The 20,530-nt window shown below is 55.2% G+C and carries 18 protein-coding genes and 1 riboswitch; of the genes, 4 read left to right on the forward strand and 14 right to left on the reverse strand.

Annotated features, from left to right (window positions below; genetic code table 11):
* Nucleotides 1–58: 58 nt before the first annotated feature.
* The 4 genes from Q3F21_RS03040 to Q3F21_RS03055 are packed head-to-tail and all read right to left on the reverse strand — an operon-like array spanning nucleotide 59 to nucleotide 3,111.
* Nucleotides 59–847: an energy-coupling factor transporter transmembrane component T family protein gene (locus Q3F21_RS03040; protein WP_340249992.1), complete on the reverse strand. Its 789-nt coding sequence runs from the start codon at nucleotides 845–847 to the stop codon at nucleotides 59–61.
* Nucleotides 828–1,664, reverse strand: coding sequence for an energy-coupling factor ABC transporter ATP-binding protein (locus Q3F21_RS03045; protein ID WP_340249993.1), 837 nt, complete (start codon nucleotides 1,662–1,664; stop codon nucleotides 828–830). The genes Q3F21_RS03040 and Q3F21_RS03045 overlap by 20 nt, the downstream gene beginning before the upstream one ends.
* The gene (locus tag Q3F21_RS03050) at nucleotides 1,661–2,509 is read right to left on the reverse strand and encodes an energy-coupling factor ABC transporter ATP-binding protein (protein WP_340249994.1); all 849 of its coding nucleotides are present in this window, start codon (nucleotides 2,507–2,509) and stop codon (nucleotides 1,661–1,663) included. The genes Q3F21_RS03045 and Q3F21_RS03050 overlap by 4 nt, the downstream gene beginning before the upstream one ends.
* Entirely contained in the window at nucleotides 2,506–3,111 is a 606-nt protein-coding gene (locus tag Q3F21_RS03055) for a QueT transporter family protein (protein WP_340249995.1), read from the reverse strand. Before Q3F21_RS03055 ends, Q3F21_RS03050 begins: the two co-directional genes overlap by 4 nt.
* Nucleotides 3,112–3,333: 222 nt before the next feature.
* Between Q3F21_RS03055 and Q3F21_RS03060 the strand changes: the two genes are divergently transcribed.
* A complete protein-coding gene (locus tag Q3F21_RS03060; protein WP_340249996.1) occupies nucleotides 3,334–3,465 on the forward strand; it encodes a hypothetical protein in 132 nt (43 codons plus the stop codon).
* A 527-nt stretch (nucleotides 3,466–3,992) separates the two neighbouring features.
* Here Q3F21_RS03060 and Q3F21_RS03065 read toward each other — a convergent pair.
* Nucleotides 3,993–5,660: a glutamine--tRNA ligase/YqeY domain fusion protein gene (locus Q3F21_RS03065; RefSeq protein WP_340249997.1), complete on the reverse strand. Its 1,668-nt coding sequence runs from the start codon at nucleotides 5,658–5,660 to the stop codon at nucleotides 3,993–3,995.
* A 331-nt stretch (nucleotides 5,661–5,991) separates the two neighbouring features.
* On the opposite strand from Q3F21_RS03065, the gene Q3F21_RS03070 reads away from it, so the two are divergent.
* From Q3F21_RS03070 to Q3F21_RS03080, 3 genes are all read left to right on the forward strand, one after another.
* Nucleotides 5,992–6,441, forward strand: a complete 450-nt coding sequence (locus tag Q3F21_RS03070) for a hypothetical protein (protein ID WP_340249998.1) — start codon at nucleotides 5,992–5,994, stop codon at nucleotides 6,439–6,441.
* A gap of 218 nt (nucleotides 6,442–6,659) precedes the next feature.
* Nucleotides 6,660–6,747, forward strand: a riboswitch (cyclic di-GMP riboswitch).
* A gap of 142 nt (nucleotides 6,748–6,889) precedes the next feature.
* A complete protein-coding gene (gene ggt, locus Q3F21_RS03075; protein ID WP_340249999.1) occupies nucleotides 6,890–8,623 on the forward strand; it encodes a gamma-glutamyltransferase in 1,734 nt (577 codons plus the stop codon).
* Between the two features lie 106 nt (nucleotides 8,624–8,729).
* Complete coding sequence (locus Q3F21_RS03080) at nucleotides 8,730–10,724, forward strand: methyl-accepting chemotaxis protein (RefSeq protein ID WP_340250000.1); 1,995 nt, start codon at nucleotides 8,730–8,732, stop codon at nucleotides 10,722–10,724.
* A 139-nt stretch (nucleotides 10,725–10,863) separates the two neighbouring features.
* Here Q3F21_RS03080 and Q3F21_RS03085 read toward each other — a convergent pair whose 3' ends face one another.
* The 9 genes from Q3F21_RS03085 to Q3F21_RS03125 all read right to left on the reverse strand — a co-directional run bounded on the left by Q3F21_RS03085 (nucleotide 10,864) and on the right by Q3F21_RS03125 (nucleotide 20,430).
* Entirely contained in the window at nucleotides 10,864–12,021 is a 1,158-nt protein-coding gene (locus Q3F21_RS03085; protein ID WP_340250001.1) for a GNAT family N-acetyltransferase, read from the reverse strand.
* Nucleotides 12,011–13,363 (reverse strand): F390 synthetase-related protein, encoded by a 1,353-nt coding sequence (locus Q3F21_RS03090; RefSeq protein ID WP_340250002.1) that lies wholly within the window; start codon nucleotides 13,361–13,363, stop codon nucleotides 12,011–12,013. The genes Q3F21_RS03085 and Q3F21_RS03090 overlap by 11 nt, the downstream gene beginning before the upstream one ends.
* Nucleotides 13,354–14,202: an MBL fold metallo-hydrolase gene (locus Q3F21_RS03095; RefSeq protein WP_340250003.1), complete on the reverse strand. Its 849-nt coding sequence runs from the start codon at nucleotides 14,200–14,202 to the stop codon at nucleotides 13,354–13,356. The genes Q3F21_RS03090 and Q3F21_RS03095 overlap by 10 nt, the downstream gene beginning before the upstream one ends.
* Nucleotides 14,177–15,196, reverse strand: coding sequence for an NAD-dependent epimerase/dehydratase family protein (locus Q3F21_RS03100; RefSeq protein WP_340250004.1), 1,020 nt, complete (start codon nucleotides 15,194–15,196; stop codon nucleotides 14,177–14,179). Before Q3F21_RS03100 ends, Q3F21_RS03095 begins: the two co-directional genes overlap by 26 nt.
* Entirely contained in the window at nucleotides 15,193–16,446 is a 1,254-nt protein-coding gene (locus tag Q3F21_RS03105) for an ATP-grasp domain-containing protein (RefSeq protein WP_340250005.1), read from the reverse strand. Before Q3F21_RS03105 ends, Q3F21_RS03100 begins: the two co-directional genes overlap by 4 nt.
* Entirely contained in the window at nucleotides 16,436–17,431 is a 996-nt protein-coding gene (locus tag Q3F21_RS03110) for a beta-ketoacyl-ACP synthase III (protein ID WP_340250089.1), read from the reverse strand. Before Q3F21_RS03110 ends, Q3F21_RS03105 begins: the two co-directional genes overlap by 11 nt.
* A 127-nt stretch (nucleotides 17,432–17,558) precedes the next feature.
* Complete coding sequence (locus Q3F21_RS03115; protein WP_340250006.1) at nucleotides 17,559–18,053, reverse strand: hypothetical protein; 495 nt, start codon at nucleotides 18,051–18,053, stop codon at nucleotides 17,559–17,561.
* Between the two features lie 207 nt (nucleotides 18,054–18,260).
* Nucleotides 18,261–18,980 (reverse strand): glycerophosphodiester phosphodiesterase, encoded by a 720-nt coding sequence (locus tag Q3F21_RS03120; RefSeq protein ID WP_340250007.1) that lies wholly within the window; start codon nucleotides 18,978–18,980, stop codon nucleotides 18,261–18,263.
* Nucleotides 18,981–19,086: 106 nt separating this feature from the next.
* A complete protein-coding gene (locus tag Q3F21_RS03125; RefSeq protein WP_340250008.1) occupies nucleotides 19,087–20,430 on the reverse strand; it encodes an ABC transporter substrate-binding protein in 1,344 nt (447 codons plus the stop codon).
* Between the last annotated feature and the right edge of the window lie 100 nt (nucleotides 20,431–20,530).

Raw genomic sequence — 20,530 nt, forward strand, 5'->3', positions numbered from 1 at the left:
CCTCCTGTTTTTCCGTCGTTATTTCACCCCGGCGCTAACTTCCATACGTTTACGAAAATCAAATCCTTCCGGGAATCAGCACGCCCATATGTTCAGGATGCATACGCGCGAAGTAGAGCAACACGGCAACCACGACAAGGCCGCAGGCGAGTGTGACGAGCTCCCTCGGCTTCCATTTTGGCATCCGGTAAAAGCGATGCTGGCTGTTTCGCATCCGAAACCCTTTGGCGTCCAATGCATTGGCGATCAACTGCACGCGCTTGAGCGAGCTGAAAATGAGCGGCACCAGGACGAAACCGTACTTTCGCAGCCTCTCCGGAACGCTTCCTTCACTGAGCTGCAGCCCCCGCACCATCTGGGCTTCCCGGATCGTCGCCAGGTCGTGCTTGACGAGGGGAATAAAGCGAAAAATCAGCGACAGCAAATAACTGACGGAAAAAGGGACGCCGATCCCCTTCAGTCCCATGGCCATTTCCCGGGGGCTGGTCGAAAACAGATAATACATCGATAACAGCGCCACATTTGCCAGCCTCAGCCCCATGCCCAATGCCCACAGAATGCCCACATCCGTCACTTGGATCGGATAGTTGACCAACGGGATCCTGCTGCTCCAGTACGGATGGCCGACACTGGTAAACGGCAGCCACGTGATCGCGGCAAACACGGCTCCGACTCCCCCAATCAACAGATAGCCCCTCAGCATCGAACGGCTCCACCCCAGCTTGGCGATCAGCAAGGCGTTAATCAGCAGAACGACGATGAGAAAACGCGGGTCCTGGAACAGAAAAGGCAGTGTCCCGAGCAGGACAAAAGACAGCAGCACAAAACTAGGGTGTGCGTGTTTCATACGGAATTCTCTCCTCTGCTACTCGTGCCTTTGCCTGCTCCAGCGTGAGGGGAACAGGCTCGTTCCAGCCTGCGGCCACTCCGAAGCGATAGACGGACGGCGCCTCCACTTGGGCTTTTTGCAATACATCCGAGCAGGCAAAGACCTCGCCCGGCGTCCCGTCGCGAAGCAGCGTCCCCTGATGCATGACCAGCACGCGCAAGGCGTATTCCGCGACCAGCTTCATATCATGAGTGACGACGATGATCGTATGGCCGTCCCGGTGCAGCTTTTGCAATAGCTGCATGATTTCCCGCACGCCGCGGTAGTCCAGCCCGGTCGTCGGTTCGTCCAGCACGATCGCTTCCGGCTTCATCGCCAAAATCGAGGCCACCGCGATCTTTTGCCTCGTCCCTTTGCTCGAAAAGTACGGTTCAGCTGTGCGCATATGCTCCAGTCCCACTGCCCGAAGAGCTTCCGTCACCCGCTTCTCGACCTCTGCCTGCGGCAGCCCCATGTTTTTCGGACCGAAGGCGACTTCCTCGAAAACGGTTGATTGAAAAATCTGATGATCGGGATTTTGGTAGCAATACGTTACGATGCGGGACAGCTCTGCGACCGAAAGCTCCCGCGTATCTCTTCCTTTGACAGTGACCGTACCGCTTGTCGGCTTGTACAGACCGTTGCAATGCTTGGCCAGCGTCGTTTTCCCGGAACCATTTCCGCCGATGATGGCGATGAACTCGCCTCGCTCCACGCTTAGGGAGACATTCTTGATGGCCTGCTTGCCAGCTTCGTAGCCAAACGAAATGTTGTCAAAACGGATCAAGCCGCTCATGCCTCTTCCCTCCTGCCGCTGCCTGTGCGGGCTTCGCGGTACCACTCGGCCAGCTCATCGACATGAAGCGGCACCCCGTCTTTCCTCTCGGCGATGACGCCTGCCCGGCACATTTGCAGGTACAGCTGGATGACATCGGGGACGAGAATGCCGCGTTTCTCCAACTCCTCCACTTTGCCAAAAAACGGACGCACGGGCAGATCGAGTTCAATCCGCCCGTCCGCAAGCAGCAGAATCCGATCGCAAAATTGCGCCAGCTCCTCTGTCGCATGGGAGGAGACGACAATTGTGATTTCCTGCTCCCGCTTCAGCCGGGAAAGCAGCTGAAACACTTCCCGGGCGCCTTTTGGGTCCAGCTCGGAGGTCGGCTCATCCAAAAGCAAAATACGCGGATGGTTCGCCAATGCCGAAGCGATCGCCACCCGCTGTTTTTCTCCTCCGGACAATTCAAAGGGCGAACGGAGCGTAAAACCGTCCAGGCCCACCAGCTTGAGAACTTCTTCCATCCGCTGCTCGATTTCCTCATCCGGACGGCCGCTATTCTCCAAACTAAAAGCGATCTCTTCCTCCACCGTAAGGCCGATAAACTGCGTCTCCGGGTCCTGGAACACGATGCCCAGCTCCCCAAAGGCCCGGCGTTCCCCGGCAAACTGCCCGGAATAATTGCGCGGTATAAGCCCGGCCAACGCTAAAAGAAGGGTTGTTTTGCCCGCGGCAGAGGGGCCGACGATTCCCACCACTTCACCCGGGTAGAGGGAAAGATTGATGTCGGATAAGGCAGGCTTGGACCCATCCTCGTACCGCCAATGTACGTTTTCCAAACTGAGAAGCGGCTGGCCTGTCACGGACGAAGACCGCCTTCTTCAACGGGAAGCAGTCCATTGCCATGCGCTCGTCCCCGGTACAAGCCTGCTCTCTTCACAAACGGATACAGCAGCTTTAACAGGACCGGCCCCAGTATTGCCGTCGATACTGCCTGGTTCAAAAAGACGGTCGGAATGAATATGGTAGCGACGGCCATCGGCGTAAATCCAAGCGCCACATTGATCAAAATCGAGCATGCCACTACCGCGGAAGCGATCAATACAACAAATATGTAATATTGCAGAATGCTGCGCCCTGTTTTCAAGGCGGGGTGACTGACAGCCAAATAACCGATAAAGCCGCCTAAAAAGTTGCCGATAAAGCCGACGGCGACTGCATGCGGCGGGGTGCCTCCCGTGAGCAGATCGCTGGCCGCATTTCCAAATGCGAGACCCAGGCAGCCGGGGATGCCAAACAAAATGCCGAACACAGGCTGCAGGGCATTTGCCGGGCGCAGCGGTACGGACGGAATTAATTTTACGTTAGCCAGCATAATCAGGGCGACCGCGTACAACGCTGCCGTGACGACGATCAGAACAAAATCGACAGTCGTCCACTTTCGCCGAAAGAGAGACGTTCCCATCTCCAGTAACCTCCTTTATCTATGAAAACGGTTTACATGATCATGATGCTAGTTTACCCCTCCGGACCGACTCTCGCAATGGCGGAACGGGTTTATAGATGGACTTGCGTACAGCAAATCTCTTTATTCCCTTTAGTCTGTTTTGATCAGAACGTCTTATGGATACCGGAGGTAGCAATTGTATTTTTAGAATGGGCGTTGTTCGGGCTTTGGGTGGAGGAGATGAAACAGGAGAAAAACGCTCCAGCTTCGGTGGGACACTTGCAGGGGGTAGTCCTGTCCGGCTTCGTTCCAAAAGTGGAACCGCGTCCAAAAGCAGCGGATTCTGGAGACTTCTCAGAGGTTGGACGCTAAAAGCGTGTTCCACTTCTGGAACGAAGCCTGGGTATGTGTCCCAAAGACCTTCGCGTTTTTCTCCTGTTTCATCTCTACAGCTTTTGACTGCATTCGATCGTTCTTTAAAAGACTGAAATGCCCTTGTCTACTGCAAAACAAGACGGTTGTCACTGTTTGGAGAGTCTTTGCAACAGATAACAGACGCATCAAAAAGTGAACGCTTTGCTTCCCTGAGATTGCTTAAAAAAGCCGCTACGACAGAGAAGCGTATTTCCAGGCGGAGCGACTAGCGAAGTCCAGCCCAGCGGAACAACGATTCGCGGGAAACAGGAGCGTAACCTTGAGTAAACTTCGGAGCTGCTGCTGCTTTTACGCTCCCCCGCGAATCGTTGTGGAGCGGACAGTCTCAGCTCCCTTGCGGACGCAGACCGGAGCGCAGTCTGGAAATATGCTTCTCTCACTGCAGCCACTTCCCTAATCCCTAATGAAAAAAGCTGTTGACGACTCACTGAGACGTCAACAGCTTTCCAGCATTCCATTCTCTGTTATCCTTGCTGCTTCGGCAGTTCAAACGAGCTCTTCAAGGAAACAATCCGGTTGAACACCAGCTTGTCCTTCGTCGTATATTTCGGGTCCACATTAAAGTACCCATGGCGGAAAAATTGATATTTATCTTGGGGCTTTGTCTCTTTCATGTTGGGCTCCACGTAACCGCTCAAGATCTCCAGCGAGTTTGGATTGATATTGTCGAGGAACGTGGTGCCTTCCTCCTGATCGTCCAAAATCAGCGGTTCATACAGCCGGAATTCCGCGGGAAGCGCATGTTTGGCGTCTACCCAGTGAATCGTGCCCTTTACCTTGCGGCCGGTAAATCCGCTGCCGCTCTTCGTTTCAGGGTCGTACGTGCAGTGGATTTCGACGACGTTGCCTTGCTCGTCCTTGACCACGTCTGTGCACTTGATAAAATACGCGTGCTTGAGCCGCACTTCATTTCCCGGGAACAGGCGGAAATACTTGCTCGGCGGGTTCTCCATGAAGTCGTCCTGCTCAATGTAGATTTCGCGGGAAAACGGAATTTGTCTGGTCCCCATTTCCGGATTTTCCGGGTTGATCTCCGCATCCAGCAGCTCGACCTGATCCTCCGGATAGTTGGTGATGACCACTTTCAGCGGGCGCAGCACCGCCATCGTTCGCGGCGCTTTCAGCTTCAGGTCTTCGCGGATGAAGTGCTCCAGCATTTTTTCATCCACTGTGCTGTTGCTTCTGGCCACGCCGACTTCCCGGGCAAATGTCCGGATGGACTCAGGGGTAAAGCCTCGGCGGCGGAGGCCTGAAATGGTAGGCATGCGCGGATCGTCCCATCCGTCAACCACCTGTTCGTCGACCAGCAGCTTCAGCTTCCGTTTGCTCATCACCGTATTGGTCAGATTCAACCGGGCAAATTCGTATTGTCTCGGCACGTTTTCCATCTCACATTCGCGGACGACCCAATCGTAAAGCGGGCGATGGTCCTCGAATTCAAGCGAACAGAGCGAGTGGGTTACACCCTCGATGGCGTCCTCTAGCGGGTGGGCGAAATCGTACATCGGGTAGATGCACCATTTGTCTCCCGTGTTGTGGTGGGTAGCATGCGAGATCCGGTACAAAATCGGGTCGCGCAGGTTCATATTGGGGGAGCTCATGTCGATTTTGGAGCGCAGCACTTTTTCGCCGTCCTTGAACTCGCCGTTGCGCATCCGCTGGAACAAATCCAGGTTTTCTTCCACCGACCGGTCGCGGTAAGGGCTGTTTGTACCCGGCTCCGTCAAGGTTCCTCTGGTCTGGCGGATTTCTTCCGGCGACAGATCGCATACGTAGGCCAGTCCTTTTTTGATCAACAGGATGGCGCGGTTGTACATTTCCTCAAAGTAATCGGATGCAAAGAACAGTCCGTCCCATTCAAAGCCAAGCCATTTTACATCTTCCTTGATCGCTGCCACGTACTCCGTGTCTTCCTTTACCGGATTGGTGTCGTCGAAACGCAGGTTGGCTCTGCCTTTGAATTCCTTTGCCAGTTCAAAGTTCAGGCAAATCGCTTTGGCATGTCCGATGTGAAGATATCCGTTTGGCTCCGGAGGGAAGCGGGTCACGATTTCCTCGACCCGGCCCTCTTGCAGGTCTTCCAGGACAATGTTTCGGATAAAGTTGGATGATGATGCCGATTTATTTTCCAATGAAATTCAACCTTTCCCTTCACCTTTACATTCCATAATACTGATTCCCCGGCGATAGTTCAACAAATTCGCCCGGCTTCCGGTATTGTTGCGGGCTCGTTTATGGCCGCGAGGTTGCGAAGCGATACGTTGGTCGCCCGTACCTCCGCCCCGCAGCTTTGACGGCTCTTCCCGGTTGATTTTTGCGCGGCCCTTCAGGAGGCGTTACCTCTCTATAAGCAGGCGAACCCGCATGAGAGTTCACAGGATGTATATAAATTGAAGTTGTTTCCAATAGATTCCCCTTTTATCCTACGGGTAGCAGCATATTTTTTTCCAGGGGTGATTTGTTGTGAGCGTCATCGACAAAATCAATACGCAATCCTCCTATTTTACATTGGCAGAGGTTGCGGAAGGCGTGTTTGCCGCCGACTCTGCCCTGTATCTCCCCGCAGACCGCGTGCTTTTGGCCGGAGACCTGCTCTTTGTGCAAAATCATCCCAGCATGCAGACCGGAAACATTTCTCACTGGCTCTCTATTTTGCAGGAATGGAGAGACCTGCCCATTTCGGCAGCAATCGCCGGTCACGGTCCGGTCGGCGATCATCAAACTGTGGAGAGCTGTCTTCGTTATTTAGAAGCATTGGGGGCCCAGGCCAACCATCTGGCCGACAGCGGTTGCACCCCTGAATCCAGAGAAGCTGTCGTCATTCCCGAGCCGTATGCGGCCTGGAATAATCCCAGCCTCTTTGCCCACAACCTTCAACAGCTTGTCCAGCAGCTCACGGCTGCTTCGGAATAAAAGAGAGAAGCGATAGTCGGAATTGACATTTGTTTGAAAATAACAACTATATTTTTTTACTAAAGTCCTAGTTCAATAATACCGAATATAGGTAATGAATAGATATTTTTTGCACCTATGGAATCTGATTCAATCGTATGAATGTTTTTCCATATGCAACAAATTCCATATGTATTGTTTTTCACGCCCATAGCTCAACCATCTTGACTTCCCATTGATATCGATAATGGCAAACCCGGGGAAATCCGGCGACGCAAAGCTACAGGGGCTACCTCCAGCGAACGGATAAGCCAGCCAGCTACCGAAATATTGATGTAGGACCAAAGGCCAATGATCCTATATCATTGGCCTTTTTGTGTTGTTCATGCAAAGGAGGTGATACCATCTCGACCTGACCGGCCTGTTGATCCTTTCATGCTTCGATCATACACAACAAGGAGGATGGAAAGTGAAAAAGTCAATCTGGAAGAAACTCTCTGTACTTGCACTGACAGCGACAATCGGTCTGTCCGGCTTTACCACCGCCGCAGTGGAAGCAGCGAATCGTCCCACGACGATGTCGCCAAACGGCATGGTGACAGCACCCCACTATCTGGCTACAGCCGCGGCTCTCAAAACGCTGGAGGAAGGCGGAAACGCAGTCGATGCCGCCATTGCTGCCGCGTCCACTCTGGCCGTTGTTTACCCGCACTATACAACGATCGGCGGCGACAACTTCTGGCTGATCTACAACGCGAAAACAAAAGAAGTACGCGCGCTGAACGGCAGCGGTCGAGCCGGTGAAAAGGTAACGATTGATTATTATAAAAACAAGGGCTACAAAAAAATTCCATCCCGCGGCTACGAGTCGGCCACTACAGTCCCTGGCGTCGTTTCCGGCTGGTGGGAGGCGTACAACTATGCTCACAAGGAAATGGCTGGCAACAGCAAGCTGAAATGGGACAGGCTGCTGGAGCCGGCGATCAGTTATGCCGAAAATGGCTATCCGGTGTCCCCCAACCAGGTGTACTGGACCAAGTACGCTACTGATCCGACCGACAACGAACTGAAAAACCTGCAGCGCTTTGAAGGGTACCGCAAAACCTTCCTGAAACCGAACGGCGAGCCGTACCAAGCCGGAGAAATCCTCAAGCAGCAGGATCTGGCGAAAACGTTGAAAGTCATCGCCAAAAAAGGGGCAGACGGTTTTTACAAAGGCGAAGTTGCCCAAAAAATCGTCAAAGACATGCAGGCAAACGGCGGTTTGCTTACCCTGAAGGACTTTGAAAAACACACGTCCACCTGGGCAGATCCGATCACCGTGGACTACCGCGGGTACCAGGCTTACAATGTCCCGCCCAATTCTCAAGGCATGGCCTCATTGTCTATCCTGAACATCTTAAACAACTTTGACTTGAAGAGCATGGGCGAAGGCACGCCGGATTACTACCACACCATCGTCGAAGCGACGAAGCAAGCGTTTGCCGACCGTGACAAATGGCTGACCGACCCTGAATTTGTCGACATTCCTGTGGACGAGCTGCTGTCCAAGCAACACGGGAAAGACCTTGCTGCCCGCATCGACCTGAAGAAAGCCGCCAAAGCCGTAGAACCGCTCGATCCCAAAGGCGATACCACCTGGCTCGGCGTAGTCGACAAATACGGCAATGCCGTTTCCATGATCCAAAGCCACTACTTCGACTGGGGCTCCGGCATCGTTGCCAAGGATACCGGCGTACTTTTGCAAAACCGTGGAAGCTATTTCTCCCTGGACCCGAATCATGTCAATCACCTGGAACCAGGCAAGCGCACCTTCCACACGATCAACCCGGCTATGCTGCTCAAAGACAACAAGCCTTACCTCTTATACGGCACACAGGGCGGCGAAGGCCAGCCTCAGACACAGGCCGCTCTCGTCACACGAATTATCGACTTCGGCTTTACGATTCAGGATGCGATTGAAGCACCCAGATGGCTGCATGGCCGCAACTGGGGCTCGTCCTCCAATAATCTGAAAGTGGAAAGCCGCATTCCCCAGGACGTCCTCGATGAGCTGGTAAAACGCGGTCATCCGGTTGAAAAGCTGGAAGCCGCCTATACCGATGCGATGGGTCAATCCGGAGCGATTCTGATTGATCCGGCAAGCAACATCAAGTTTGGGGGTGCAGACCCGCGGGGTGAAGGGGCTGCCATGGGCTATTGATTTTCCGCTGTGCAGACTGCTGTGGTTATCACAGCAGTCTGCTTTCTCAGCTTTTTTCTCGCCCCTTCCACTTTCCCAGCATGAACTATGAAAGGATGCTGCAACGATGCGTCTGTTCAGCAAGCTTCGGAATAAAATCATTATCTGGTTTTTGCTTGTGGCCGTTTTCCCCTTGATCATCTGCTCCTATCTGGTGCTCAGCGAAAGCACGCAGATTCTGGTTGACAAGCAAAAGGATTCCTTTGTTCACTTGACTGAGTCGACCGCAACCGCCATGGACCAGTGGTTAGACAGAAGGCTGTCGGAAGTGATGGTTCTGGCCCGATCTTCCGACATTCAATCCTTGGACAGCGAGGCAAAAAACAAGTTCATCCGGAAATTTACCAATGAAATCAAGATTTTTGACGGAAACACCTTTATTTCTCCAGACGGTAAGGTAACGGCCGACACGTTTGAAAAAAGCGTGGGCATCGACCTGTCGGAACGCCCGTTCTTCAAGCAAGGGATGGAAGGAAAAACCAGCTACTCTGACATGCTGGTCGCCAAAACGACAGGAAAACGGTCGATTGTCGTCGCTACGCCCGTCGTCAGCAACGGCGGAGAAAAACTCGGCGTCTTGACCGGGCTGGTGAACGTAGACTCGTTTACCTCAACCTTTTTGGACAATCTGAGCCTGGGTAAAGGCGGTTATCCGATTTTGGTGGATAACAAGGGGCTGATCCAGGTCCACTCCAATCCAGACCTGATCGGCAAAGCGATCGAGGAAGCTGCCCTGCCCGAAGGCTTGAGCAGCATTCTGAAAAATGACGCACCCGAAGCGGGCTCCTTTACATATCGGGATGGAGGCCAGGAATACGTCGTTACGTACGCTCCCATTCCGAGGACTCATTACGGTCTGTTTTTCCACATTCCGATCGAGTCCATCACCTCCGAGGTAACGGCACTGACACTCAATATGATGCTGATCGTGGTTGTCGTAGCAGCCATCGTTATCGCTGCCGCCTTCTTTGTGTCGCGTCAAATCAGCCGCCCAATCGTAGAAGTAGCCGCCGTGGCCAGCCGAATTTCCGACGGCGACCTGGCAGTGGATCCATTGGCCATCAGAAGCCGTGACGAGGTGGGGCAGCTCTCCGAGTCGGTCAACCATATGGTGGGCAATCTGCGTGCCATCATCGAGCAGGTAAATACGGCAGCAGAAGAGCTCGCCTCCTCGGCGGAAGAGCTGTCCGCCAACGCCGAGCAGACGAGCAAGGCAACGGAACAGATCGCCTCTTCGATTCAGGAGGTAGCATTCGGGGCGGAGCAACAGGTCCAAAGCGTAGCGGAAAGTGTGGGGGCGATCAATGAAGTCTCCGAAGGCATTCAGCAAATTGCGCTAAATGCGCAAATTGCAGCCGACTCCGCCGTGACCGCTTCGGAAATCGCCGTCGACGGCAACAAGGCGATCGACACTGTGATGAATCAGATGCAGCTGATCCACAACACGGTAAATGAGAACGCCAGCATCGTCAAACGCCTTGGGGACAGCTCTCAGGAAATCGGCCAGATCGTCCAGGTGATTACCGATATCGCCCAGCAAACAAATCTTTTGTCGCTCAACGCCGCTATCGAAGCCGCGAGAGCCGGCGAGCAGGGCAGGGGCTTTGCCGTGGTCGCTGACGAGGTACGCAAGCTGGCCGAGGAATCGGCAAAATCGGCGCAACAGATTGAACAGCTGATCACAGCGATACAGACGGAGTCCAATACCGCTGTCATCTCGATGGAAAAGGGAACAAAAGAAGTAGCGCTGGGCATTGAGGTCGTAAACGAGGCGGGTAGCTCATTCGTTCAGATCAGCGAATCCGTTGCCGAGGTCGCCAGCAAAATCCAGGAGGTTCAGGCCTACTCTCAGCAAATGACGGCATGCACAGAACAAGCTGTCCATTTGATCGAACAAATTTCCAGGGTGGCGGAAAACTCGGCTGACGGTACGCAAAACGTTTCCGCCGCAACCGAAGAGCAGCTGGCTGCTGTCGAGCAGGTCACTTCTTCGGCTGAATCGCTCGCGCGGGTAGCCGAGAATTTGCAGGACCAGGTCCGGAAATTTACCCTGTATCGGTAAGCCGCGATGTCCGGTCTGCTCATCCAGCCCGCTCGATACTCAGTTGGCTCTTAAAATGAAAACAGCACGGTGCCGGGATATATCCTCGGGTACCGTGCTGTTTTTGTTCCGGGCCGCTTCCCGGAAAGCCCATCTTGCGTCACCACTTGTACTTCCTCGCCATGTCGATGACGACCCGATCGAGGACTGCGGCCAACGCTTTCCAAATCAGCTGCCGCCAGCCAGGCAGATGCCGGACATAAACAGCTGTGAACTCTGCTGTGCCCTCTGCCCCGCGATCCGCTTTGAACGCCCCGACTCCCGCGCTTTGATGGAGCAATAGTCCCCGGCTTTCCGCTTCTGACACCAGCAGGCTGGACAGCATCCGGTACAGTCCCAGCTTTTTCGGGAGGGCCGTATCGTATCCGAACAGGGGGGTGGTCATCATCCCGTTTCTGTGGAAATAGCCGAGAATCCCGTCAAGGCGGCCCTCCCGCTCCAGGCCGATCAAGGTAAGAATCCGCCTGTGCAAAGCCAGCCGAACGAAGGCCGGGGTCAACTGCGGATTCAGATGGGAGTACTTATCCACATAGAGCGCCTGGTACAGCTCCACGATCCTCTCCGCATGCTCGTCTCCAAGCTCCTCATGACGGAGAATCCGGCAGCCGCTTTTCTTCATCATATCCCGATCCCGCTTTAGCGTGTTTCGGACGCGCCAGCCCTTTTGTCCAGCCTGCTTTGGGTCAAACAAGTAAACAAAACGGCTGGGCACAAGCCCGTATCCGGCCCGCTCCAGCCCGGCACACACCTCGGGACAGACGGCAGGACTCACGGAGCGGAACGCCACAATGTGGCGCGGAAACCTCCTGGTCAGAAAGCGGGTGATTTCCCCGATCTGTTCTGCCGTCAACGGGTGATACAGATTGGTCGACAGAAGCCAATTGTTCACGAATACAATCCGGTTTACCCGGCTAAGCCGCATGATGGCCCCCGCTCCGGACAACAGCGGCCCGCCGAGAGACGCCAGCAGCGGGGAGGCGACCAGCTTGATTTCTTCGCGGGCATAGCTGATGTAGTGGGTATAGGGAGAGCAAACGTATGAATTGTCGTACTCCTCGTCGTTCACGGTCACAGGCAGCACGAGATCGTCGATGACAAGCGCCCCCATCCGCGTTTGGACATTGGAAATGTACGCCGCCACTGAGTCGAGAATCAGCGGCTCCAGGAAGGCCCGGGCATATTCCCCGTCCTTCAACCGCTCCCACGGAAGCTCCGCCAAATCGGCTTTCTCGTAAAGACGGACGCGATTAGCGCTCATCAGGCTGGAACATCCTTTCCACTCGCCTCAGCTTCCTCCCTCTTTCCGGAGGCTGATAGGGCGCAAACGCGATGGCGGGCGGCACATATCCCTGCCGCTCAGCCTCCCGCCGCAGCTTCCGACGGACCTCCTCTTCCGCATCCTCCCGTCGGTACGCTGGCGAAATGACAAGCGACACTTCCACCTGCTCAGGGCTTTTCTGGCGCACGATGTACTCCTCTATACCCGGAGAGGCCGTCATCACTGCCCGGCGGACAAAATCGGGGAAAAAGGGCCCCAGCTTTTCGCCGCTGCCAGCAGAACAAGCGGCGTCTTGGGCAGATGGAAAATAAAAGACGTCATCAGCCCGTCCCTCGATTTGTTCAAGAGCGAGAAACACTGAGCCGCAGGGGCAGGGGGTTTTCCGCTCTGTCAAAACATCGTTCAGCCGGTAGCGGATCATCGGCTGCGTGTACCGGGAAAAATCGGTGATGATCGGATGAAACCGGGTTTTCGTCTCGTCCAGATACTCCTTTTCCATCACCAGGATGTCTTCGTTCACATGCAAAGTGCCGTGCTCACAGGTAGCGGCCAGAAAGCCCTCCGTGCACTGGTAGATTTGATGAACCGGCCCGCCGAATGCCTGCCGAATCACCTCTTCGTCTATCGGATCGAGCACCTCTGCGACGGAAATCACCTTGTCCGGCCGGATTTCAAAGGAGCCTTCCTGCTTGGCAACGGCCAGCAAGCGGAGCATGGACGGGGGCGCCACAAGTATCGTCGGCTGATATTCCTGCAGACGGGCAACGTGCTCCTCCGGCGAAATGAGCAGATCAAAGAAGGCGAACTGCAGCCGCTTCCGTTTTACCGATGTGTACAGATTGCTGTTGGCCCGCAAAAAAAAGGCGACTCGCTGCTTCTCCCACAAAGGCCCGGGCAATGCCTTCGCCAGCACCGCACCGGCCCATCTGACCCGCTCCTTGGGCCCGACCAGGAAAATGCCGCGGCTGCCGCTCGTTCCCGAGGACAGGCCAACCGTCACCTCTCCGATTTTCAGGGTAAAATCGCGCGTCTCCTCGGCTTCCTCCGCGACCCGAAGCGCTTCGTCCCGCTTGATCCCGGCTGTATTCAACCGGTCAAAATGCTCCATCATCTCCCGCTTTTCAATCGGGGCCATCGTTCTCCACTCATCCAACTGGACGGAACCGAGCCGCTCGCGGTAAAACGGCGAACGAGGCAAAACGTAGCGCAGCAGCTTTTGGACCTGCTTTTCCTGCCAACCGGCGAGCTCCTGCCGGGTATGAAAGCGCGCGGCCAGGCGCTTCGTCTGGATGTACTGCCCGAGTGTCCCGATCAACTCCATGAGAATTCCCCCTTGCTCAGCTCCAGCACCTCCGGACAATGCGTGGGCAGAATGTACAGCTCCGGTCTGCTCCGATGAAGTTCATGAAGCCGACGGAGGTTCTGCAAATAAGCAGCAGAGTGCGCTTTTATGAGATGGGCGACCGGATGTGGCGGCCGATGCTCCCGGTACGCCCGGCTGGACCAGGCCGCATCGGCGCAAAGCAAGATGTCCCGCCCCTGTGCGTCGCGCAGGAAGACGCCGAACTGGCCCTTTGCATGGCCGTTCAAATCGACTGCCAAAAGGCTTTTGTCCGCAAACGGGTCGTACGCTTCCTCAAAGGGGCGGTACTCCCGTGATAAGCGTACCTTTGGGCCATCGTCTATAAAAACGGCGCGCTCTTCGAAATCCTCGGGCATCAGTTCAGGCAGAAAGCCCTTCTTGACGGCGGCGAGCCCGCGCAGTCCCCTGACATCCTCATAGGCTGAACGGAAACAATACAGCCGGGCACTCGGAAAATCCCGCAACCCGGCGATATGATCAGCGTGAAAATGCGAGATGAGGATGCCTTTGACCATTTCCGGTCCGATTCCCTTGCTCGCCAGCTGTTCCTTCAGACTCTGGCTCCGCTCTGAAAAAACGGGCGTAGCCTTGGCATAGAGAGAATAGGGAAACCTCGCGGCAGCCGCGTAAAAATGAGGGGCGTACCCGGTGTCAAAGAGCAGCAATCCCTCGTTTGGATGATGAATGAATCCCGCCACCGCGTGGAAGTGGATCGACCTGAGTCGCCCCCCGCCAAGCGAGATGGCCTCCAGCTGCCGGCAATAGCCCGTATCAAGCAAGGTCAGTGTTACGTTCATGCTCTTGTCGCCACCAATTCGCAAAGATATCGATTCCTTCCCTCAGGCTCACCCGCGGCTCGTACCCCAGCTCTTCCCGAGCCTTCGTAATGTCTAGCGTCTGGCTCTTTGCCAAGACCCCAACGGTGTAACGCGTCAGCATCGGCTCTCTGTATGCGAGCAGCGTTCGGGACAACAGCTCCAGCACGGACGCTATGCCGTACGCTTGCCTGTAGGAGACGGCCTTTTTGCGCAGCGGCATGTCCAGCTTGGCAAAGACGGATTCCAGGACATCGATGAGCATCACTGGCTCTCCATTCGTAATGTTGTACACGCTGCCCAGCGTTTTTTCGGGAGAATCCATGCACAAAAGCAGCGCATCCACCACGTTGTCCACATAAGTCAGGTCGATGACGGCCTGTCCTCCGTCAATCATGGGCACAAACCGGTTTTTATTGGCCCGTATCAGCCTGGGCAAAATGGCGTTGTCTCCCGGCCCAAACAAGGCTCTCGGGCGAATCGTAACTGTCGCCAGCCCCCGTTCAAACGCATTGTCCACTTCCCGCTCTGCCAGGTACTTCGTCTCCGCGTACGCATTGGCAAAGCGCTGCGGCAGCGGATCGGACTCCCTGATGCCCAGCTTGTCTTCAAAAGCGAAATACAAGCTCGGGGTCGAGACGTGCACCAACCGCTCCACGTTGTGCATCAGACAGCCTTCAACCACATGGCGGGTGCCCTCCACATTGACCGCATACATGTCGCGGTACTTGCCCCACGGAGACGAAAACGCCGCCGCGTGGATCACGATCTGCTTTCCGTAACAGACATCCCGAACGGCTCCCTGATCGGCGATGTCGGCGCAGACAAAGCGGATTCCCGCCTTTTGCAGCTGCTCGCCTATTCGTTTGTTCCGGCCCAAAACCGTTACCTGCTCGCCCTGCTCCTGAAGCCTGCGGGCCAGCCTCTGTCCCAAAAATCCGGTGCCGCCCGTCACCAGTACGTGTCTGTTTTTCATCCTTCACCATTCCATTCGATATCGCTTGTGGAGCATTCGACCATGCTCATTCCGGTCTTCCTCTTCAGAGCCGCCAGGGTCCACAGCAGCCGCAGCTGCTCAAGCGCCGGGAGAGGGTCGCCCCAGCGAAACACGACGTCGCGCGACCGAAAAAATTCCCCCAGCCACCGCTTGCCCTCCCGCCAGCTGCGGATCGAAGGCAGCCCGTAGACGAGCATCGCCATGGACAGCGCGGCCGCCGCACTCCCGGAAGGCACAAGCACTGGCTTTGCCTCTATACACTTATCCTGTTCTCCGTCATTCTCCCTTTCAGCATGCTCGCCTCCCGCTTTGCCTCCCGCGAAAAACGCATCCGCCGCCTCTTTTTTTCCCCTGAACAGGTGGATGCCGCTGGTCAGGCGCGGGTTGCATTCGATCGGGTACAGCTCTCCCGCCTGTGTCTCGATGAAATCAAAGGCGATCTGCCCGGTAAAACGGCGAAGCCTGACCATCGTTTCCACAAATCTTCGCACTCCGGGGTGGTTTGCAAAGCTGAATGAAATCGACGCTCCCCGTCCAGCCGTAAACGTCGTGGCGTAGTCGGCGTACAAGCTGAGGCGGCCTTCTCTGGCTACCGCATAGCTGCACAGCTGCCTGCCCTCCACGTACTCCTGCACCAGCCATGTTTCTCCCTCTTTTATGGAAGGGAGTTCATACGGCAAAAACCAATCCTTCTTTGACAATGTGCGGCGCAAGATATGAACACGGGCAGAAAACCGGGAAAAGGCCGGCTTCAACACGACGCTTTTTCCCGGTTCGACAGCATGGAGAGCCTCCCGCAGCTCGCGAGCCGAGCTCGCCGCGCTCGTCCGCGGAACGGAAAATCCCGCTTGCTCCGCCAGTCTGACAAACGCTCCCTTATCGTGCCAGATACGAAGCTCTTCAAGGCTCTCGACGAGCACCTCCACATGATGGCGGAGGCGTTCCCTGCCCTTTGCGACGAAAAAAACCTCCTCGCATGTCGGGATAAGCAGGTCCGCTTTTTCCCTTTCCGCAATGCGGCAGAGCTCTTCGATATATTCGTTCTCCTGCAGTCGGGGCGGCCGCACCCGGTAGGAACGGGCTACTGCCCGGGAGACCCGGCACAGGTGAGCAGGCAAGCTCTCAGCCACTACCACGCGGTGTCCCGCCTGATCAAACAGCCGCGCCAGTTCCAGGGTAGCCGGCGCTCTCCCCCCCGTCAGCAGAATCGTTTTCTTCTCAGTATTCAAGCAATACGCCTCCCAGGGACAACCCTGCCGACGTACCGAGCAGAAGCAGCATATCCCCGCGAGCCGCCTTCTTCTCCTGGATCGCTTCGTGCAGCGCCATAGGAATAGAAGCGGCGATCACATTTCCGTGATTTTCGATTATATTGATCATCTGGCCCGGCAGCAGTCCCAGCTTTTGCCCCATGATGCGCATCGCCATTCCGCTTGCCTGATGCGGAACCACCGCCTTGATTTCGGAGAGGGACGCGCTTGAGCTGGACAACAGTCTCTGGATAAAGCCTTCGAGCAGCTGTGATGTCATCCGGAACAGCTTTCGTCCGTCCATGTCAAACATAAAGTCGTTCTCGTTTCCCTTTCCATACTCGCTCGGATGAATCAGGGTCCCTCCGCCGCGAATCTCGGAGTAATGCGCGCCTTTGCTGTACGTCTCCATCCGGGAGCAGAGAATCCGGGAAGAAGAACCGTCTGGCGCAAGCCCGATGACAGCCGCAGCGGCTCCGTCGCCAAACAGGATACTGCTCTCTTTTTGTTCCCAATTCAATCCCACTGAAGCAATTTCAGTCGAGACTATCAAGACTCGCCTGTACACGCCAGCAGCGATCGCCGCCGACATTACATCCAGAGCCGTGACAAAGCTGAGGCATGTCGAGTTGATATCAAAGCAAGGGATGCCGGAGTCTGACTCTCCCATTTCTTCCTGAAGCAGCGCGGCCGTGCAAGGAATTTCCTGCTGGGCTGTCCCGCTGGCGCATACCAGACAGTCGATATCGCGAAAAGCAAGTCCCGCATTGTTCAGTGCCTGGGCAGCGGCGGCCGCGCCCATTTGCGTGGCGGTCTCATCTGTCACAAAATGCCGGACCCGTACGCCCGACTTCTTTTCCACCCATCCGGCCGGCAACCCCAGCTTGCGGTCCAGCTCCTCTGCCGTCACCTGTCGCTCAGGCAAATATTTGCCCGTTCCCATAATCCTGACACGTCTCTCCATCATTCGTATGTCTCTCCTTGATGCCGCCTCTTTTTTCATTCGCACCATCATTTTACCAGATGATTGCAAACGCTCCGAATAAATTTGCGGCGCTGAACAGGAAAAAAGGATGGGGCAGTCCCCCATCCTACGGCAGTCCCAGCTCCTTCCAGTTCAGAGAATCCCAGTGCCGATCTATTTTCAGCGTATCGTTTTCCATAACCACCGTTGCTTGTCCGTTCACCTGGTACTCCGTTGTCTGATTCGACTCGCGGATAGTTGCCGCATATACCATCGTATATTCGACATTCAAAGCTTTGTTGTCATCCGTTGGTGCCAGCTTGCCAATTTTGATATCCTTAATCTGGATGATACGGCCTCTTTTTGCCTCTTCAACGGTTATGCCCGCATCTCTGTTATTCCAGAATTTTTTGTAGTCGTTCTCTGTCAACCATTTTTTTACCCGTTCGTTAATGAGCGGATGGAGTTCTTCCTTATCCCCAAGTGAAAATTCCTCCTGATTCAGCTCGTACTTGGCCTTGTTGTACGCTGTAATGATCTCAAGCACTTCCTGTTCAGACGGTGCCTGGCTGCATCCACAGAGAAGCAAAACAGAAAGAATAACAGCGGTGAAAAGCTTCATCGAATTCCCTCCTTAAATAAAGTGCTTTTTATAATTTTTTCCAACCCCCCCCTTATATGTATTCGTTTCAGTTTGCATTTTGTTTCATTCCCCAGGCAAATTCAGGTGATTTCCCGGAAACAGGAAAACCGGAAGGGGCCTCTCCCTTCCGGTCCATGCGTGTGCCGCAATCTTTCTATTCGTTTTTTCCCAGTTGCCTATCTGGCATTAGCAAACAGCCAGCATCCGATCCGGGTGGTTGGTGCAGATCTGCACGTTCGGATACGTCTTCACGATATGGCGGATCGTTTGCGGTTCATCCACCGTCCAGGCGATCACCTCGAAGCCTTGCTCAATGGCGGAGGCTGCAAGCTCCGGCGTCAGGTACGGATAGGCCATCGACAAAATATGGGCACCGGCTTCGCGGAGCTGCTCCAGCATCAGGACGGGGTTTCCGAGGACGATCAAGCCAGTCTTCACCTCGGCATCGAGCTGGCGGACATGGCGAATCTCTTCATGGTCAAACGATGTCATGTAGACGTCCCGTTTCATGCCGTGCTTCTCCAGCAAAGCCAGCACGCTTTCAGCCAAACCTGGATACATGCCGGGGGCTGTCTTCAATTCAATATTGAGGGTGCATCGTCCTTTTACCGCTTGCAATACCTCATCCAGCGAGGGCATTTTCTCGCCCGCGAACCGCGCGTCAAACCAGCTGCCCGCATCGAGTGTCCGCAATTCCTCGAAGGTGTGGTCCTTTACAAGTCCGCTTCCGTTTGTCGTGCGCTCCAGCGTAAAGTCGTGGCACAGTACAGGCACGCCATCCCTGGACAGCTGCACGTCTATTTCCATCGCCTTGATTGCCGGTTCCGCCAGTGCCAAGCGGATTGCCGTCATCGTGTTTTCCGGCGCTTTTCCCGACCAGCCGCGGTGTGCCATACAGACGTTCATCATGTTCCCTCCGTTTATCCCGGCTGCGGTTTGCGCGAGCCCAGACCAATTTTCTTTTCCTCTGCGAAAGCTGATGCTGTCCGCTGTGCTTCAAGCTGTGTTCCTGTTACTTTTTCAACAGCTTTTGCCCTTTTTCCATCGCTTTTCCAATCGCTTCGTCTACAGTCGCCTGACCCAATACTGCGCGCTGGATTTCCGTCATGATCACTTCCTGCAATTCCTTGTAGCCCGGCACCATCGGACGCGGCTTGGCGTACTCGAGCTGCTTCACCGCCACCTGGAAGTTTGGTTCCTTCTCGTACGCTTTTTTCATTTCTTCCGATTCGACCGCTGCTTTTGTCACCGGCATGTACCCTGTTTCCAGCGACCACGGAATCGTTTGCTTCGTATCCGTCATCCATTCGATGAACTCCCATGCGGCCTTTTTCTCCTCGTCCGAGGACTTCGCCAGCATCACCAGATTGGCTCCGCCTGTCGGGGCGCCGTAGCTCTTGTTGGCTGGCAGGAACGCGGTACCCAGGTCAAATTTGGCTGCTTCCTTCAGCCCGCGCAAATCTCCGGTGGAGGTAAAAATCATGCCTACCTGCTGATTGAGGAAATCCTGCTTGGCTACATCCCACGCATTGTACTTTTCGCCCGGAGGAGCCTTCATGATGCCCTCTTTCAGCATGCTCGTCCAAAATTCCAGCGGCGCCTTTCCGGCCTCTTCATTGATCAGCAGGCTTTTGCCGTCTTCGCTCAAAATGTTGCCGCCGCTCTGGAAGACCAGCGCTTCGTAGAACCAGATGTCGATCGGGGTAGAGAAGCCGTATGTCTTGGTCTTGTCCCCTTCCTTTTTGGTCAGGGCCTTGGAGAATTCGCGCAGCTCCTCCCAGCTTTTCGGACCGTTCGGATCAAGTCCGGCCGCTTTCAGCATGTCGCGGTTGAGGTACAACAGCGGTGTGGAGCGGTTGAACGGGATCGCGTACAGCTTGTCTTTCCAGTAGGAGTTGCCCATCAGGCCGGGAATGTATTTTTCTTCGGCGCCGTTCGTGTAAGGCGACAATTCCTGCAGCACCTTCGCGTCCGCGAACGCGCCGATGGAGCCTACCTCCACCATCGTGACGTCAGGCTGATTTCCGGCAGAAACAGAGGCCAGCACCTTGGCGTGGTTCTCGTAATAGCTGCCCTGATAAGACGGCTTTACGACGATATGCTTGTGGGTCTGGTTGAACTCTTTTACCATGCTCTCGATCATTTCCCCGTTGCGGCCGCCGAGCGCGTACCAGAAGTCGATCTCGACCGGCTTGCCTGCATCAGCTGTCTGTTGCTGCGCTCCGGTTGCGGCGCCGCCCGTCCCGCTGGTACCGCTTGTCTGCTGGGTGGCGGCCTGTTGATTGCCGCCGCAGCCGGCCAGGATAGCCGTTATGCTCATTACGCATGCCAGTAAAGATACACGAACTTTTTTCACCACTAGTGCCTCCTTTAAAGTGCGGGGCTTTGCCCCCGTTTCCTGGGTAGGTAAAATTTCATGGCATTGCTGTCCTGCCCCTTTGCCGGAATGTGCAAAG

Origin of the sequence: Brevibacillus borstelensis, assembly GCF_037834415.1 — a bacterium.
In the GTDB taxonomy this organism is placed as follows: Bacteria; Bacillota; Bacilli; order Brevibacillales; family Brevibacillaceae; genus Brevibacillus; species Brevibacillus borstelensis_A.